Origin of the sequence: Bacteroides sp. GM023 (genome assembly GCF_014750685.1) — a bacterium.
Taxonomy (GTDB): domain Bacteria; phylum Bacteroidota; class Bacteroidia; order Bacteroidales; family Bacteroidaceae; genus Bacteroides.
Genome location: NZ_JAAXGE010000005.1, coordinates 79142 through 95242, shown reverse-complemented (window position 1 = coordinate 95242; position 16101 = coordinate 79142). Strand labels below are relative to the sequence as shown.

Annotated in this window: 10 protein-coding genes; 4 read left to right on the top strand and 6 right to left on the bottom strand. The window is 45.9% G+C overall.

Features of this window, described 5'->3' with window-relative positions:
• Positions 1-96 precede the first annotated feature (96 nt).
• From HC965_RS11470 to HC965_RS11460, 3 genes are read right to left on the bottom strand one after another with little or no spacing between them, the layout of a single operon-like run.
• Positions 97-1308 (bottom strand): AraC family transcriptional regulator, encoded by a 1212-nt coding sequence (locus HC965_RS11470; RefSeq protein WP_191031578.1) that lies wholly within the window; start codon positions 1306-1308, stop codon positions 97-99.
• On the bottom strand, positions 1305-2483 hold the full coding sequence (locus HC965_RS11465) for a helix-turn-helix transcriptional regulator (RefSeq protein WP_191031577.1): 1179 nt from the start codon (positions 2481-2483) through the stop codon (positions 1305-1307). The genes HC965_RS11470 and HC965_RS11465 overlap by 4 nt, the downstream gene beginning before the upstream one ends.
• Positions 2480-3610, bottom strand: coding sequence for an AraC family transcriptional regulator (locus tag HC965_RS11460; protein ID WP_191031576.1), 1131 nt, complete (start codon positions 3608-3610; stop codon positions 2480-2482). The genes HC965_RS11465 and HC965_RS11460 overlap by 4 nt, the downstream gene beginning before the upstream one ends.
• A 289-nt stretch (positions 3611-3899) precedes the next feature.
• Between HC965_RS11460 and HC965_RS11455 the strand changes: the two genes are divergently transcribed.
• The 4 genes from HC965_RS11455 (at position 3900) to HC965_RS11440 (ending at position 8975) form a co-directional block, all read left to right on the top strand.
• Complete coding sequence (locus HC965_RS11455) at positions 3900-5042, top strand: DUF3575 domain-containing protein (protein WP_191031575.1); 1143 nt, start codon at positions 3900-3902, stop codon at positions 5040-5042.
• Between the two features lie 38 nt (positions 5043-5080).
• Positions 5081-5971 (top strand): DUF5119 domain-containing protein, encoded by an 891-nt coding sequence (locus HC965_RS11450; protein ID WP_370539976.1) that lies wholly within the window; start codon positions 5081-5083, stop codon positions 5969-5971.
• Positions 5972-6012: 41 nt separating this feature from the next.
• Complete coding sequence (locus HC965_RS11445) at positions 6013-7956, top strand: leucine-rich repeat protein (protein WP_191031573.1); 1944 nt, start codon at positions 6013-6015, stop codon at positions 7954-7956.
• Positions 7957-8075: 119 nt separating this feature from the next.
• Positions 8076-8975, top strand: coding sequence for a hypothetical protein (locus tag HC965_RS11440; protein WP_191031572.1), 900 nt, complete (start codon positions 8076-8078; stop codon positions 8973-8975).
• A gap of 605 nt (positions 8976-9580) precedes the next feature.
• Here HC965_RS11440 and HC965_RS11435 read toward each other — a convergent pair.
• From HC965_RS11435 to HC965_RS11425, 3 genes are all read right to left on the bottom strand, one after another.
• Positions 9581-13078: an alpha-L-rhamnosidase gene (locus HC965_RS11435; RefSeq protein WP_191031571.1), complete on the bottom strand. Its 3498-nt coding sequence runs from the start codon at positions 13076-13078 to the stop codon at positions 9581-9583.
• Between the two features lie 292 nt (positions 13079-13370).
• Positions 13371-14780 (bottom strand): glycosyl hydrolase family 28 protein, encoded by a 1410-nt coding sequence (locus HC965_RS11430; protein WP_191031570.1) that lies wholly within the window; start codon positions 14778-14780, stop codon positions 13371-13373.
• Between the two features lie 17 nt (positions 14781-14797).
• Positions 14798-16096: an alginate lyase family protein gene (locus tag HC965_RS11425; RefSeq protein ID WP_191031569.1), complete on the bottom strand. Its 1299-nt coding sequence runs from the start codon at positions 16094-16096 to the stop codon at positions 14798-14800.
• Positions 16097-16101 lie beyond the last annotated feature (5 nt).

The window sequence follows — 16101 nt, the reverse complement described above, 5'->3', positions numbered from 1 at the left end:
ACGAACAAGAATGCAAATTTACCCCAATGTCCTACAGAAATTTTGCATTGCCTACAAATATACGAAATATTTCATATATCAAATCAACCTCAAACATTATGCTATTCCCTCCGTCTCCCCTTTCTTCTTCCGTCCTCCTTTCTTCTCCACTTTCTTATGCTTCTCGATATACTCCTGCGGACTACACCCCGTCTTCTCCTTGAAATACTTGAAGAAAACAGTACGGCTCTTGAAGCCGGAAGCCGCAAAAAGCGTGTCAATATTCATGGTTCCCGTATTCAGACTTATCAGATGAAGCACATGCTCGATGCGGAAATTATTGATAAACGTATAGAAGTTCACTCCAAACTCCTTATTGATAAAGCGTGAAAGCGCATACTGGTTCATTCCGGCCATCAGAGAAACATCTTTCAGGGACAGTTCGGGATTCAGATAAGGCTTTTTGCTGTGCAGATACTCCAGTAAGTTGTTTTTGAGTAACCTCTGCTTCTCGTCCGTAGGAACGGGAACCGGACGAGCGCCTTCAGTGGCAGAATATTCGTTCCCCGATACGGATTCCTTCCCATTCTCATCCGGGACAGGAATCTCCCCCTGCCGGAATCCGTACCAGAATATCACCCAAATAGCAGCAAACGAAACAAAATGGAACAACATCTTATATCCTGAAGTCGAATTCACCATCCATATCACATCAAGAATCCCCATCAAAGCAAACATCGCTATCGTAATCCCCACCCATGACAACGTAATTCCTTCTGCAAACGAATAAGTCTCACTGATAAATTTCCGGTGCATACGATACATACGGATAACTAAATAAGCCAGCCACACATCAAACACCACTACACACAACCCGGCCAAAATCCCCATTATCACTGCCGGAGATGAAAGATTCACCAACTTATGCACATCCTGAACCGGGTGAATCCGCGCAGAAGAAAAAAACACCACTACCAGCAGTAACGAGAACAAGCCCCATCCACCGCAGAACAGCCCGATAAACTTGCGATTCATTAACCGCGGACGCATCAATGATACATAATAAAACAGTACAGTCACCGACGAAGCCGTGGAACAGATGAAATTGACCGGACGGAATATCTCATGGTGATTCACACTGAAATACCTGTCGACCAGGAAACTGCCAACCATCCCTATCCCCAACATGGCAAAAACCACTGCCAACCACAACTGCGGACGTGTCCGCCTACGGTTGACAAGCAACACAAATGCCACCGCAAACGAGCAGACTATCGGGGTATAATAAAAGAATATCCCCAAATCACCATAATAATCCATCGTATTCATATCTTTTTTCTATTACATTTCTTTTCTTCCTGGTCTATCATCCTCTTCACCCTGATATATCCCCGAAAACTCCCGAATCCCGCCATGCAAGCCCGCTCCTCTTCGGAAAGGTGCGCACATGAACGATCGTTCCGCAATGCCTCCATTTCCTGCAGACGCAACATATTGATGTATCGCGAGAAATTCATCCCGAACTCACGGTTGATAAACCGTGACAAATGAGTGCGATTGGTACGTAAAGCCGGTATCAAGTCCGTAATCCTCAACTCGGGATTCAGATACGGGCGATGCTCGTGCATATACTTTTCAAACTTCCGGCGACGTTCGGAACGCCTGCTTTCATCCTCTTCCTGCCGGTTCGGACGCTCTTCTTTCTCCTTTCCATCCTCATCTCCGGAATTCTCCCCTTCAGGATAGCGGATGACGACAAAATTGCCTACCGCCATATTGTAACAGACAATGGCATGTTGAAGTACCAAAAGAAGCTGCGGTAACAGTAGCATGATTGACGAAATCAACACTTTCTTTGGAAAGATGGCGGAAAGCAGCGACGGCGGAACCAAACTGAGCGAAAGCACCAGCAACAGCGTCACCCACGACAACGAGGAACGCCCTGCATTTGACGAATAGTCAGCTATATTCCGGCGATAGGCCAACAATCTCCACCAGGCCAGCACAGTGTACAGAATATTCCATATTCCTCTGAAAATCAACCGGGAAGTAAACAAGCGTGAATAGGCTTCATATCCCGGGGCAAACTCGCCGCGGGAAGTCACGATATACACCTGCCACTCGAAAGGCACAAAAGCCGACCACACGGCAAACACCCCGACAATCAACAAGGGAACGAGATAATGTATTCGGGAAAACGCTTTCTCTCCCGGCAGACGGGTAAGGGTATAGATAAACTGATAAAACACCACCTGTCCCCAAAACAGCCCAAGATAATAAATGACATTAATATGTACATACAACCGGGGAAAATAGACATAAACCAGGGAACAAGCCCACAACAGGCTGATTGCAAAGAAATAAATAATAAGCAGGCGGTACAATATATTATCTTCCGACTTGCCATACGTACGACGGTGTATGACAAGCATCATCGCACAGCTCAACGAAGAGATAATCGGAGCACAAAATCCGGTATATTGCAGAAATTCTTTCGTCATCATGTGGTTATATTAGCAGTGTTCGTGTCCGGCAAAGGCATATCCCGTTTATACACCTCCTTCTTTATTCTAAGATATACCTGATAATTGGGAAAACCGGCTTTCGGATAAAGCCTGTTGGCAGTTTTTCCCTTGTTGCAAGGCAACTTCATCAGCCGTTCCAGTTCGTGCAACCGCAGGCGGTTGATATACCCGTTGAATCCACAGCCGTAGGTCGTATTGATGAAACGGGAAAGATAGCTGCGATTGATATTGAACAATTCCGTCAAATCAGACAACCGTAGTTGCGGGACGAGGTATAACTTCTCTCCAACCACCCTCCGCTCGAATATTTTGCGTGTCAGCGGTATCGGTTCCACCTCCAGGGGGACACCTGTCAATGTCCATCGCATATACTTACGGTGTCGTCCATTCTCATGCCGACCGGACAACCGCTCACCGGAAGGTATGCGAAGCGGAGCAGGCACCACAGACAAAGGCAGAAAAAGCAACGAACGATGATTGAACGAATAACAGCAGAGAAAGACAGCCTGTATCCATGCGGCAATAACCGCCAACGGCAGGCACCACACTACTGTCTGCCGCCATACTGTCAGCAAAATCGCTCCCGACCACACCACGGACAATACACATAAAAAACAAGTCAGGCGCAACCACTTCTCCCACAACGGGCCGGTAGTCTTGTTATGTCGGTAGCAGACTACTATTCTCCGAAGAGCAAACACCATGCAAACCACCGTCAGCACAAACCGGACTACAGTATAAGGAATACAGCAAGTTACTATCACTAAAAGGAAAAGCAGGGAATATTTACCCGGACGTATGTTGCCATTATTTCCCGCACCGGTAAGCACATCTATGAAGCGGAAATAGAGAACAGGAGCTATGGAAAAAGAAAAGACTGTAAAGAAACTCAGAAACAAGGAAGCATCCTCCTGCACCAACCTCACAGCCACACAACAGCCGATAAGCATAAACACGAAAAAATAATACATCAACACTCGCTTGACGTTTTTCTCGCGGATGGTAATGCTATCCTGCAATGAAGCGGCTTCAATGACAGTGCCTACCAAAGCCGTGAACAAAGGTACGAGACACGCGAAAAGCAGAATAAGTGTTTTAGTATCCATAGCTTGTTTTGGTTGGTGTGTTCACAAAGGTAATAATTCCGACGGTTTCTGTATGTGTAAATAGTGATTTTATACGAGAAAAAGCAAGGAAACGTACTAAACGCAACGAGACGTACAAGAAAACGCAAGCAGGCGTACAAGCTGCAAGCAGACGTACAGAAAGAATTCACTTTTTACTTTTTGATATAGTTCTTATTTACCTTTTGTTCAAGATGTACGAAAGTTGTACGTTATCTTTGTCCATATCCTTCCTCGCATAAACAAGGCAATAACCAATACCAATATATATATGAGAAAAATTATTCCGTTATTATTATTCCTATTATGTGCAAGCCTGGCAACAGCCAAGGGACAGAAACTCCCGCTTGCCGGTTCTCCTGCTGACAGCCTGTATGTTTTTCATTTCGTTGCAGGAGACGATATGTTCTATATTCCCTGGAAAGGGAATGAACAGGAACTGGTAAAACTCACAGAGATGGTAAAAACGCTACACGCGGACATCCTCAACGGGCGCATTCCGGTAGAAGTGGACGGCTGGTGCACCTCACAGCCCGACCGGAAGGCGAATCTCCACACCGCCGCCCTGCGAAGCAACCGTGTGAAGTCGGAACTGATTCTGCGGGCAGCCTTGACAGAACAATGCTTCGTCACTCACAATCATGCCGAAGCTTATGGAAGACAGAAAGAAGCTAATGAAAAACGGAAAGAAGTAGTAACCGTGACGCTTCGTATCCCTGCCAAGGCAACAGCAGTAGCAACAAAAGCAGAAAAGGCAGAAGACTCCCAAACGGCGCAAACCGCAGCGCCAACCGAGGAAACCGCCACCACCCCACCCGCTGCCGTACAGGAAACCAAGCAACCGGTATCCGAGACACAGCCTGCTGTTTCTACCGTCACCGTAGCGGCATCCCCAGACACCTACCGCTTCGCCGTACGTACCAACCTGCTGTATGATGCTTTCCTGCTGCCGACGTTGGGTGTAGAATGGCGCGTGAACGACCGTTTCGGCATCAAACTGGACGGCAGCCTTTCGTGGTGGGGCAACGAACATGGCAAAATACAGAAAATGTGGCTGCTCAATCCCGAAGTACGGTGGTATCTGTTGAAAAACAAACATTTCTACATGGGCGTTTCAGGTAATTTCGGCCGATACAATATATATAACCATGCAATAGGCAACATACTATCGAAAGATAACGGCTATCAAGGCAGGATGTGGAGTACAGGCATTACTGTAGGTTATCAACTCTGTCTCTCACGCCACTTCGCTATCGACTTCAACCTTGGTCTAGGCTATACACGTTTCGACTACGACACGTTCGGCATAACGGATGGTATACGGGTGTACAAAGAACGTGACTGCACCAAAAAATTCTGGGGGCCGACACAGGTGGGCCTCCACTTTGTATGGATGATAGGAAAAAATAAGTAAAAACAATATAAAACAAATCTATGAGAACAAAAATAATCGTGATACTATCGGTATGGTGTGCAGTGCTACTGCTGGCCGCCTGCGATGTAAAAGACCCCATTTTCAATACTTCTCACCCCGACTACGGAATAGTGACGCTTACCGCCCAATGGAGCGGCATCGGCGAAGGATTGGCAGTGCCCGAAAGCTACACGATAAAAGCAGGCAATTACACTGCCACCCTGACAGGTGTAACCAACAAGCTCGATTACCTCTTCGAGCCTGGAGACTATCGGTTCTATGTATATAACACTCCGGAGCGGATTACCATGAACAACACAGTGGCGAGCGTCATTGCGCCGGCCGTAATCCCTACGGACGCAGGCAGTACGACCTCCGATAATCCCGAACGGTTTGTATACGACGCCCCGGGATGGCTATTTACCAGTGTTCTTGACGCTACCCTTACAGCAGACACCGAGCATATACTGGCAGCCCCCATGCAGCAGCAGGTGAGACAGCTTACTCTCATCATCGAACCCACGGGTGGCATGGCGGATAAGATAGAAAGCATCACGGCCACCCTTTCGGGCGTTGCCGGAACGCTCGACATCGCGAACGGCACACACGGCGCACCGTCACGTGTGGCACTCACATTCTCGAAAATCCTCTTTGGAACTGATGCTGGGAAATGGTCGGCAACTGTCCGGCTCTTAGGTATCGCCGGGACACAACAACGGTTGACAGGAACCGTCACCTTTGCGAGCGACATTCTGGAACCTCTCATCTTAGACAACGATCTCACCACACAACTTGCCGCGTTCAACGCCGACAAGTGCAAACCCTTCACACTGGGTGGTTCTGTAGTGGAAACCCTTACGGAAGTAGGCTTCGGCACAACGATTACCAACTGGACTCCCGTCAACAGAGGTTCTATCACGGCCGATTGACCAAACTGAAACAAATAAGTAATAATTAAAAACAAAATGATATGACAAGAAAAGCAATTCACCAACAATTCCTGTTACTCGCAACGCTTGCGGCACTTATACTGGCATCGTGCAGCAAGGAAGAAATGGATGGCAGATCGGACATGCAGAATGAAGAAATCCGCTTTGAAATAGGTTTCGCCCCGACAGACGGCTCCATGCAGACAAGCTTTGCGACTCGCGTAGCAACGGATACGAAATTCCGCAGTATATGGGAGGACGGCGATGCCATCGGCATATTTGCTGTGGAGAACGGCAGCGCGTTAACCACCACGAGCAACCTCATCCACAACGTAAAGCTAACATACAGCAGCCGGGGCAACGGCACATGGACGGCTGCCGAACCTTTATATTGGCCGATGAACGGCAAGAAGCTGGACTTCTACGCCTACTACCCTTATGACGAAACCCTGACCGATCCTCTGGCAATCACTTTCAGCGTTCCGACGGACCAAAGCGCAATGACTGCCGGGACCTCCGTATACAACCGTAACGACATACTAATGGCAAAGACTGGCAACAAAGACAAAAGCGAAATCGTCGCACTGGATTTCTCCCATGCCTTGGCAATGGTGCAAGTAAATGTAAGTAAATCCATGGTAGGCAATTATGCCCCTGAAACACTGATTGTTCGGCTGAACGGATGCGCCACGGGTTGCGTGCTAAACCTCTCCACCCAAACCATCGCACAGCCGTCCGAACCGCTTACGGAAACAATAAAGATGTATCCCTGTCCCAACGACGACGTACCGGGCGTCTTTGCCTATCGGGCCCTCATGCCGGCACAGACAATAGCTGCTGGAACCGTTATGTTCAGTTCCGAGTACAACGGCAGCAAGTATCTCCACAGCAAGCCGCTTGCGCAGGCCCTGACACTCACAGCAGGCCAGGCGGAAACATTCGACATGACATTCCCTTTCACATCGGTCACCGTTTCTGAAACAAAGCGTCTTGGCGATCTGCTTACAGCCGATGAGCTTGCCTCAATCCGTCACCTCAAGGTACTGGGAGAGATGACAGCGGCAGATTTCAGTACTATTCGCAACCAGATGACCTCCATTATCAATCTCGACCTCGGCGGGGCGACGGTGAGAGGGAATGCCATACCCGACGACGCGCTTTACAAAAAAGAAGGGTTGGAGCAATTCATTTTTCCACAGGGAATTACGTCAATAGGCAAGAGCGCTTTTTATAACTGCAGGGGTCTTACCGGATCGCTGAAGATACCCAATGAAGTCACGACGATAGGTCAGTACGCTTTTTGTAACTGCACAGGTTTCACCGGATCGCTGAAGATACCCGAAGGTGTACAGACGATAAGCAATTCAACTTTCATTGGGTGCACAGGTTTCAACGAGTTGATAATTCCCAAAGGAGTCACGACGATAGGTGCATACGCTTTTTATGAATGCACAGGTTTCACCGGATTACTGAAGATACCCAATGAAGTCACGACGATAGGTCAGTACGCTTTTTGTAACTGCACAGGTTTCACCGGATCGCTGAAGATACCCGAAGGTGTACAGACGATAAGCACCTCAACTTTCATTGGGTGCACAGGTTTCAACGAGTTGATAATTCCCAAAGGAGTCACGACGATAGATCGGTACGCTTTTTATGAATGCACAGGTTTCACCGGATTACTGAAAATACCTGAAGGTGTACAGACGATAGGCTACTCAGCTTTTTTCAAGACAGGTTTCAATGAGTTGACAATTCCAGCAAGCATTACAATGATAGACTATGCCGCTTTTGCCCTCTGCACCTCGGTTACATCCATCACTTGTCATATACCAAACCCGACAAATATCGAATTCGGCGATGCTGTGTTTGACCACGTACCGAGAAATATCCCCGTTTACGTCCCGCCGGCATCGGTAGCTAACTATCGAAGCCATGCAATCTGGAAGCGCTTCAACAATATCCAAGCCATCACGCCACCCTGATAATCCTATAAGTGACAGGTATAAAACGATTTATTTATCAAAACCCGCCAAGAAAGGAGGACAAAGAAAAGAACGGGTAGCTTATTGAAAAAAGTATTAACTTAAAAAAAGAAATGATTATGGCAACAAAAGATACTTTTCAAGGTTGGGCAAGACCGGTGGATATCTCAATCCCGGTAATAGGCGATATAGCAGCTAAAGTAGCAGACCATACATTTGTATATTGTACAAATCAAAATTCGTATTTCAAATGCTTTTCGGACGGCAACATACATGATAAAGAAGCTGTGCTCTGTGTGACCTCTACGGGTAAGAAAGCGTTTTGTAAAGCCGACAAATACAGATGCGGTATCCCCGGATTCCCCGATACTGCCGGCCTCGTATATGCGGTAACCGGAGTATGCCACCAGGCTGCGAACCGATTCATGTATGCTACTGAGACGTACCTCTCATACCCTACGGGAAAAAGTCGGCCACACGGTTATTTGGCCTCTTGCATGCATTTTGGTACATGGGGAGCTGACTTTCCTGTTTTCCTCGCAGCCTTGTATGCGCAGGCTTACACCCGTTGTATGTTTGCCCATATGGGACATACGGATACGCAAGGACTTTCGCCGGATTCACTAGAATATAAACTATTAGATTATTACCAAATGCAACACGTTACAGGCAATAATCCGGCCCATCCGGTTGCCGATGAGCTGGAAATCACTATTCGCCACATTTTGGGAATAGATGAGCCCGAGGAATTAAAACAGACACACGGCAGGATATTGAACGAGATAAAAAATGCCCTCGCCGAATATTCACTAACAGCTACGCCTGACGGTGAACCATCTGTCCGTTTACCGGCTGATGATGTCCGCCAACTGGTGATGAGGATAAACAAGTTTTCACTGGAAATGCAGAATGAAGTGAAGAAAGTATTAGGAGATGAAGCCTTTATACAATTGAACGGAGATGAGAATTTCTATCTGCCGGTCAATCCGGAAATAGCTTTAAACATTTTAGGGAAATAATAGAGAAAATACCACAATCCCTTCCTGCCTTCGGCTCGGAAGGGATTGTTATTAATAAGATGATAATCAAAAGCTTTTTATCTCAGAATATCCCAAAAATAACTACCGGACTACAGTCGCATCTTCTTTCCATATTTCTTCCCATACTTCTTCCCAACTCCTTCTACACAAAATTATATTTCATACGAATTGCTGTCATCTGTCACAAAACACACAGTAATACACTGATTATAAATGAAAAACACCGTGACAGCAAGCTGTGACAGCAGCATTAAATAGAGGAAAGCCATCACCTTGCTGTCACGCTGTCAATATACCCTATCGTGTGCAATACAAAAAGCAATAACCCCGTTATCTGTTTCAAGGCATGAAACATTTTGTTTCCCGGTGTGAAACTGTTGGTTTCAAGTAATGAAACTAGTAGTTTCACACCGAGGAAACTAAAGTTTCAAAGGCTCGAAACTCCAGTTCCAAAGGCGGGAAACTTTAGTTCCAAAGGCTTGAAAATGTTGTATCGAAGGCAACGTCATCTTGGTTTCACATGATTGCAAGTATGCATCTACAAAAATACAAAAACTTTCAGGATATAGGACTTTCTTCTGTCTTTATTTGATTTCAAAGGAATATCTGCCGGACAAAAGCCGCAATATAACTTTTCCATCTTCCGTACCGACGTACTCTATCCCTTTACTCTTCTTCAAAGTCCTATTCCCTTCAACGATGTTTTTCACGGAAGTCGCAGGAAGATGTAACGTTGCGGTTGTATTTGCAGGAACTGTACATTGATAAATGACTGCATTTCCCTCTACTCTCCATGCACTTTCAATACGCCCGTACATGGAGTCGTAATATCCTTTGGCATAAGTCATATTCCCAGCAGTATCTACTTCGGGTTTTAGCACGAAATGTTGAAATCCGGGGGAGTTTTCATCGCGTTCTATGCCTAAGGAGTAATTGTACATCCATGCGCCGACCGCGCCAAAAGAGTAATGGTTAAAAGAATTCATGCGGTTATTTCCGCCGAATCCATCTTCATGGGTATAGGAGTTCAACCGTTCCCAAATGGTAGTGGCTCCCTGTTCCACCGAATACAGCCATGACGGATAGTTTGTTTGTTGCAACAGTCTATATGCCGCCTCACTGCAACCGTTGTCCGACAACGCTTTGCTAATCCATGCCGTGCCAATAAAGCCTGTCATCAGCGAATAAGGCGGACATCCTTTGCCTTGCTCTGTCTTATTTTCTCTGACGATGGTTTCCATCAGGTTCTTGATGAACTTCGGTTTATCCCCTTCGTCAATGATGCCGAATATCAATGGAAGGACGTAAGAAGTTTGTGTATCTACCAATGTTCCCTGTTTCTCCGGTATGAAAGCGGAGTGAATGGTCTTGCGGGTTTCCGGTTGCAGGTAGGTGCTGTTAAAGAAAGCCTTTCTGTCGTAGTGCAGCTTCCGGTATTCTTCCGCATCTGCGGCCTCGCCCAAAACGGTCGCTATCTTACTCATTAATTCCAAGTCGCAAATAAAATAGGCTTCCCACAAGAGGGACTTATCATTCCTGTTATCTTCAAGCCCCAACCAGTCACATAAATCGCCCCATGCCCTGTTCTGTACAAGCAGGTTTGTTTTCGGTTCGACGGTCTTGGCGAGAATATAGGAGATATAGCGTTTCATGGCGTCGTAATGTTCAGCCAATAGTACTTTGTCTCCATATTGTTGGTAACATTCCCAAGGTACTGTGATGCCGGCACTTCCCCATAGCATACCGCCGAATCCTCCACCTAAAGGGGCAATATCAGGGAAGCGTCCGTCTTCCCGCTGCACATCGCGCATGGAACGAAGGTATCTTCTCAGGAATTGGGGTACATCTGCCAGGTATGTGGCGGTGCGGGAGAATACTGAAATATCTCCTGCCCATCCCAAACGTTCGTTCCGTTGAGGGCAGTCGGTGGGGATGGATATGAAATTAGCAAAGGAAGACCAGGTGATGTTCTCCCACAACTTGTTTACTTTCGCGTTCGATGTCTCGTACCGGGAAGCCAGCTCGTGAATGGAGCTAAGCACCACTCCTTTCACTGACTCTGTGGGCAAAGGGTCGCCGATACCTGTTATCTCCACAAAACGATAGCCATGATAGGTAAAACGGGGAAGAATTGTTTCTTCACCCCCTTTGGTGATATAGATATCCTGCGCCATGGCAGCACGGATATTCTCTAACATAATCATTCCGGTATTGTCTTTATATTCGGGCAAGTCCGGGTATTTCACTTCGGCAAAACGCAGGCAGATTCTTGTGCCGGGTTTCATGCCGGAGAGTTTTATCTTAGGAACTCCCACCATATTCTGTCCCATATCATAGACAAATACACCGGGGCGTACTTCTTCCATCGAAAGGGCGGTCAGTTCTGTTTTTGCTTTCACTGTCTGACCGAACTGTCCTGTCAGTTCAAAGTCGGAGTAATCATTTACCCAAGGTTTGTCCGGGTTTCCTTCTGTACTGATATTGCCTTCCAAGGTAACTACACAGGTAGGTTTCCAGTCTACGGCATCATAGGTAGCCGTGCTCCATCCTTCCACCTTTGCGTCACACAAGGCGTCATACACTTCTCCTTGAAAGAAGCTACCATAGCAGATAGGGCCTTTATTGTAATATTGCCAGGTAGAGGGTTCGGTTATTATCACTTTCTCCTGTCCGTCGGTGTAGGTGATTACCAGTTTTGCCAATAATGACTGGCGGTCGCCGAAGAAGTTCCAGTTGTCTCCTGTAAAGGTTGCCCCTCCACTCCACCATCCTTCGGACAACAAAGCGCCGAGTGCATTTCGTCCGGAATGAATATATTCCGTCACATCAAATGTCTGATACAAGTGTGTTTTATTATATTGAGTGATTCCGGGATTGAAGTAGTCGTTCCCTACCCGTCTGCCATTCAGGTACATCTCATAGATGCCGCGTGAGGTAACGTATAGCCGTGCTTTCTTCACTTTCGTATCCGAAGAAGTAAAAACAGTTCTTAATATGGGCGCTGAATGGGAGTCAGGAGTGAAGATATGGAAAATATCCGTTGTAGTACCATCTATACGGCGCGCTGCATCTTGCAGGGTAGTGATTACATTTGCAGGGCTTCGGAAGTTTGCTATTTCCACTTTTGAGAAAGAAGTCGCTTGTCCGGAAGGAACAAAGTAACCCACATCTCCTACCATCGGGAAAGCAATAAAGTCACCACCCTGACCTAACGGATTCAGATTGACAGAGCCGATTTGTTTATCGGTATTATCTACGTAAAACTGTGTAAAGCCCAAATTCGAACGAAGGGTTATTGTATGCCAATCGTATTTATTATGCTCATCGATAATCTCTTGTGGAATGGTGAAGCTTTTATAGGGAATATCTGTTTTATCATTCGGATGATAGCCCGCCCGGTATATATTCAGCACCGCTTCCTTACCCGAAAGCAGCGGAGCAATATCCAGTTCGACTTTAATATATGATTCGTCTTTTTTGTTTTCTAACTGATAGAGGTTTTTGTATCGCTCCATCAGACGTTCATCATTCGCCCCGTAAATAAATCCTGAACGGGTGGTCTTTGATGCTTCGTCCAATTGCAAGGAGAAATTCAACTTAAAGACCGGAAGATAATGAGAATAGAATGTCCTGTCTTTATCGCCTGCTCCAATCCACTTCGCACCGCTCCATCCCTGATAAGTACGGTCGCTACTCATCAGTCCGGTTTCGAACCAGGAAGAAGCGGATGCTTTTCTATGTTTCGCATCCCATACATGAACTGTCCACTGATAGCGGGTAGCAGCTTTCAAAGGAAGTCCGGCATATTCGATATTCAAGGATTTATCATCGGTGATTTTCTTTGAGTCCCATACTTGCACACCGGCCTCATCGGTCACAATGATTTGACGGGCTTTCTGCGACAACCCTCTTTCATCTGTCATTCCTTCCATCTGCCAACTGAAACGTGGATTCTCTACGTCAATCCCTAACGGAGTTACAGCATATTCCACTTGCAACTTTTTCAGTTGAAAAGGAGTATCGGCTGCGCTTGGCAAGTTGCTTATCAATGTAAGGAATAAAAGGTAAATGTATCTTTTCATTTTGTATCAGTATAAAAGTTTGTCATTCAAAAATAACACTTACTAATCAAATCCAAAGCAAAAAAGACTCTTTTTTCGTTCAAATCCAAAGCAAGTTTCTACATTTCAAGACTAAATCCAAAGCATCAGTCTTGATTGTCATAGGCTTGTATGACATATAGCGAGTGAGGGCAAAAGTTGCCCTCACTCTACCATCACGGTTGCTCCCATGGCTGAAACAGCGATAAATATAGGGGTTGAAGGAGTTTATGGGAGCATGGGAGCAAAATCGAATAAAACTTTATTTGGAAAGTTACTTTATTCTCACTTTCTCCACAAAATCCTTCTTATCCACGTTCAACTCTTCCAGTGAAGTCACCCGTTTGCCATTCAATACGATATTCTCAAACAGGATATTCTCGATTTTACGGTTTTTATCATAACCTTCTATCAGTGAAGGATTGATATATTTACCTGTACAGGAGATATTACGGAACACAATATTCTTCACTCCCCGTCCCGGACCGGTGTTATACTTTTGATTGTACATCACCCGAAGATGGAATAATTGCCCTTCCTGAATATTCTCTACCCGGATATCCTCGAATGTGATATTACGTGCCAAATTATGGTCGCCAACATTGATGGTCATACAACCTTGATAATCCCGGTCGTCCTCATCGTGTTCCAGAATATCTATGTTCTTGAATAGCATATCTTCAAGTACTTCGTCGCCCGTCTTTGTATTGCCATGCGTACCTATATTAATAGGGTGCGCAATATCAGCCCAAAGAGTGGAATTCTGAACACGTACGTTCCTGCAATCTCCGTAATAATTCCAGCGATGAGTATAGAAAGCAAGGCAGTCGTCAGAATTACGCAAGAATACATCGTCCACCACAATATCGGAGCAAGACATGAAATCCAGTCCGTCACTCCATCCCTGATAACTGAATGATTTCAGGTTTTTGATAGTGATACCGGTAGATTGTCCGCCGGAAACAGTGTAGTGACGTGAGTTGACAACGGTAATTCCATCAATCAATACGTTTTTGGAATACGCTACTGATATTCCCTGTTGCGGCTCAAGTAACATACCATTCCCTAGAATCTTCACATTTTCTACACTGTCGCAAGTAAGACAACCTTTCAATACCGCTCCACCTTCCAGATAGACCGTGGTATTAGAAGGAATACGGAAACATTTGCCAGCTACATCGGTAGGTTCATGTATCCCGGATTCAAAGTACATCACGTTCGGATCATTCTTGTCGGGTACATTCTCAATGATTGGATTGGCAAATACGTGCAGATTATTCAAGCGGTCGCCGTTGAACTCGACAGAGAGTTTTTGTGGCTTATCCAACGTAAACAGGAGGAAATTTCCGTCTATCTCCGGTTGGATGCCTTTGGATAAAGGACGTACCACTGCCGAGCGGATGTCTCCGTTGTTCTTCTGCACCAGTACTTCCACTTTGCCGGAAAAATCAAACTGCACCATCGTCGCATCCGACTTGGTATCCATATCCACCTTCACGTTGTATTCGAAAAGGTCTACCCAATCTTTCTCACCCACCTGCCGCACTTTTACTGTGTAGTCATCGTTGTGACGGGCGTAGTAGATACCCATCGGTACGGGATATACCACTATCTCCGCTCGGATGCCATTCCATCCGAGCAACAACAATAAAAACACAGTTATCAGTCTTGTCAATATCTTCATACCTATCAGCCTATTTTTTATCTTGCAAACATTAAAGTTCCGAAACCGAGAGCGTCAAAACCACCACTAGTTTCACCATAATTACCACCGCCACCTTCCGGGAAAGATCTATCGCGGCCTATAAGTGAATATTTCACCTTTGTGTCCAATACATTCTTCACTTTGGCATAGTGGTAGTAAGGAAGCGCCCATATCGGCCTCAAGTTTCCGCGCCCTGTCGTACCCAGTTCCGGCTGTTCCACCGGAGATATTCCGCCCCATGCGTTCTGTTGATTCCACGTATACAATGTATAAGGTACTCCATCATTCGTATAGTTAAAACATGCCGCATATTCACATGCTTTCAAGAACATATTATCTTTATAGGCGAAAAAATCATCTCCTTGATTGTACGCAAGCTGGCAAATAGTTCCAAGTAACCCGACACACATCAGCGAGTGTCCCTGGTCACGTCCACTCTCCTGCAACTGTGCAAAGTTGGCATAAGCACCATCATACACATGATAGATAGCCAGGGTGATGCGACCGTTTGTTTCACCGATCTGGAAATGTTCGATAGCTTCATTATAAATGTCACGGCGGTCTGTCAAAATACCGATTGCCATTGTAGAAGCAATGTTACACAATCCCCAGTTAGCCCAATAGTGTAAAGGATTCGTGCCGTGATGGCGCACTAGAAAATCTTTATTTGCCGGATAAAAAACGGAAAGCATCCATTGCTGATAGGCAGCAAAATCTTTAGGAGCCCATCCTGCATATCCTCTCAGCAGTTCTCCTGCTATGGCAAATTCATGTCCATAGATTCCAGCACCTAGAGAGACATTGGAATCTCCTCCTAAACCTATACAGGTTTTCGCCCACTTATTCAGAATTTCCACAGCTTTCTTTGCATATTGCCCGTTCTCCTCAATCTTCCAGCGCAATGCCAACTGATAAGCAGCGGCGGCTCCACGAGCCGCGTTCATATAGTTTTCTCCACTGCCTCCACCTCTGACAATTATCTCAGTAGGATAAGTCTGAAAACTTAGCTGGGCATACTTACTGTTCTTCAACAGTTCATACCCTTCTACCCAGGGAGATTCTCCAGCTTTCAACTTTTCACGGATACGTTCGAAGTCTTCTTCCGTATGCAGACCGCCTACGTGGTCCATTGCCACGGATATGTCTTTCGATTCCACTTCCACCAAACTCGTTTCCGGCAGAGGTATTTTATATAAATCGGTTTCCGCTCCCACTTCCGGGAAATTAAATCCGTCACCGCATGATGTTGTTGCCACCAATGCCAATGCTGCAACTAAGTAATATATTTTTTTCATAATGT

Coding starts and splice junctions, on each gene's coding strand:
- HC965_RS11465 (WP_191031577.1), bottom strand. CDS start 2,483: ATGATGACGAAAGAATTTCTGCAATATACCGGATTTTGTGCTCCGATT.
- HC965_RS11445 (WP_191031573.1), top strand. CDS start 6,013: ATGACAAGAAAAGCAATTCACCAACAATTCCTGTTACTCGCAACGCTT.
- HC965_RS11440 (WP_191031572.1), top strand. CDS start 8,076: ATGGCAACAAAAGATACTTTTCAAGGTTGGGCAAGACCGGTGGATATC.
- HC965_RS11460 (WP_191031576.1), bottom strand. CDS start 3,610: ATGGATACTAAAACACTTATTCTGCTTTTCGCGTGTCTCGTACCTTTG.
- HC965_RS11430 (WP_191031570.1), bottom strand. CDS start 14,780: ATGAAGATATTGACAAGACTGATAACTGTGTTTTTATTGTTGTTGCTC.
- HC965_RS11455 (WP_191031575.1), top strand. CDS start 3,900: ATGAGAAAAATTATTCCGTTATTATTATTCCTATTATGTGCAAGCCTG.
- HC965_RS11470 (WP_191031578.1), bottom strand. CDS start 1,308: ATGAATACGATGGATTATTATGGTGATTTGGGGATATTCTTTTATTAT.
- HC965_RS11425 (WP_191031569.1), bottom strand. CDS start 16,096: ATGAAAAAAATATATTACTTAGTTGCAGCATTGGCATTGGTGGCAACA.
- HC965_RS11435 (WP_191031571.1), bottom strand. CDS start 13,078: ATGAAAAGATACATTTACCTTTTATTCCTTACATTGATAAGCAACTTG.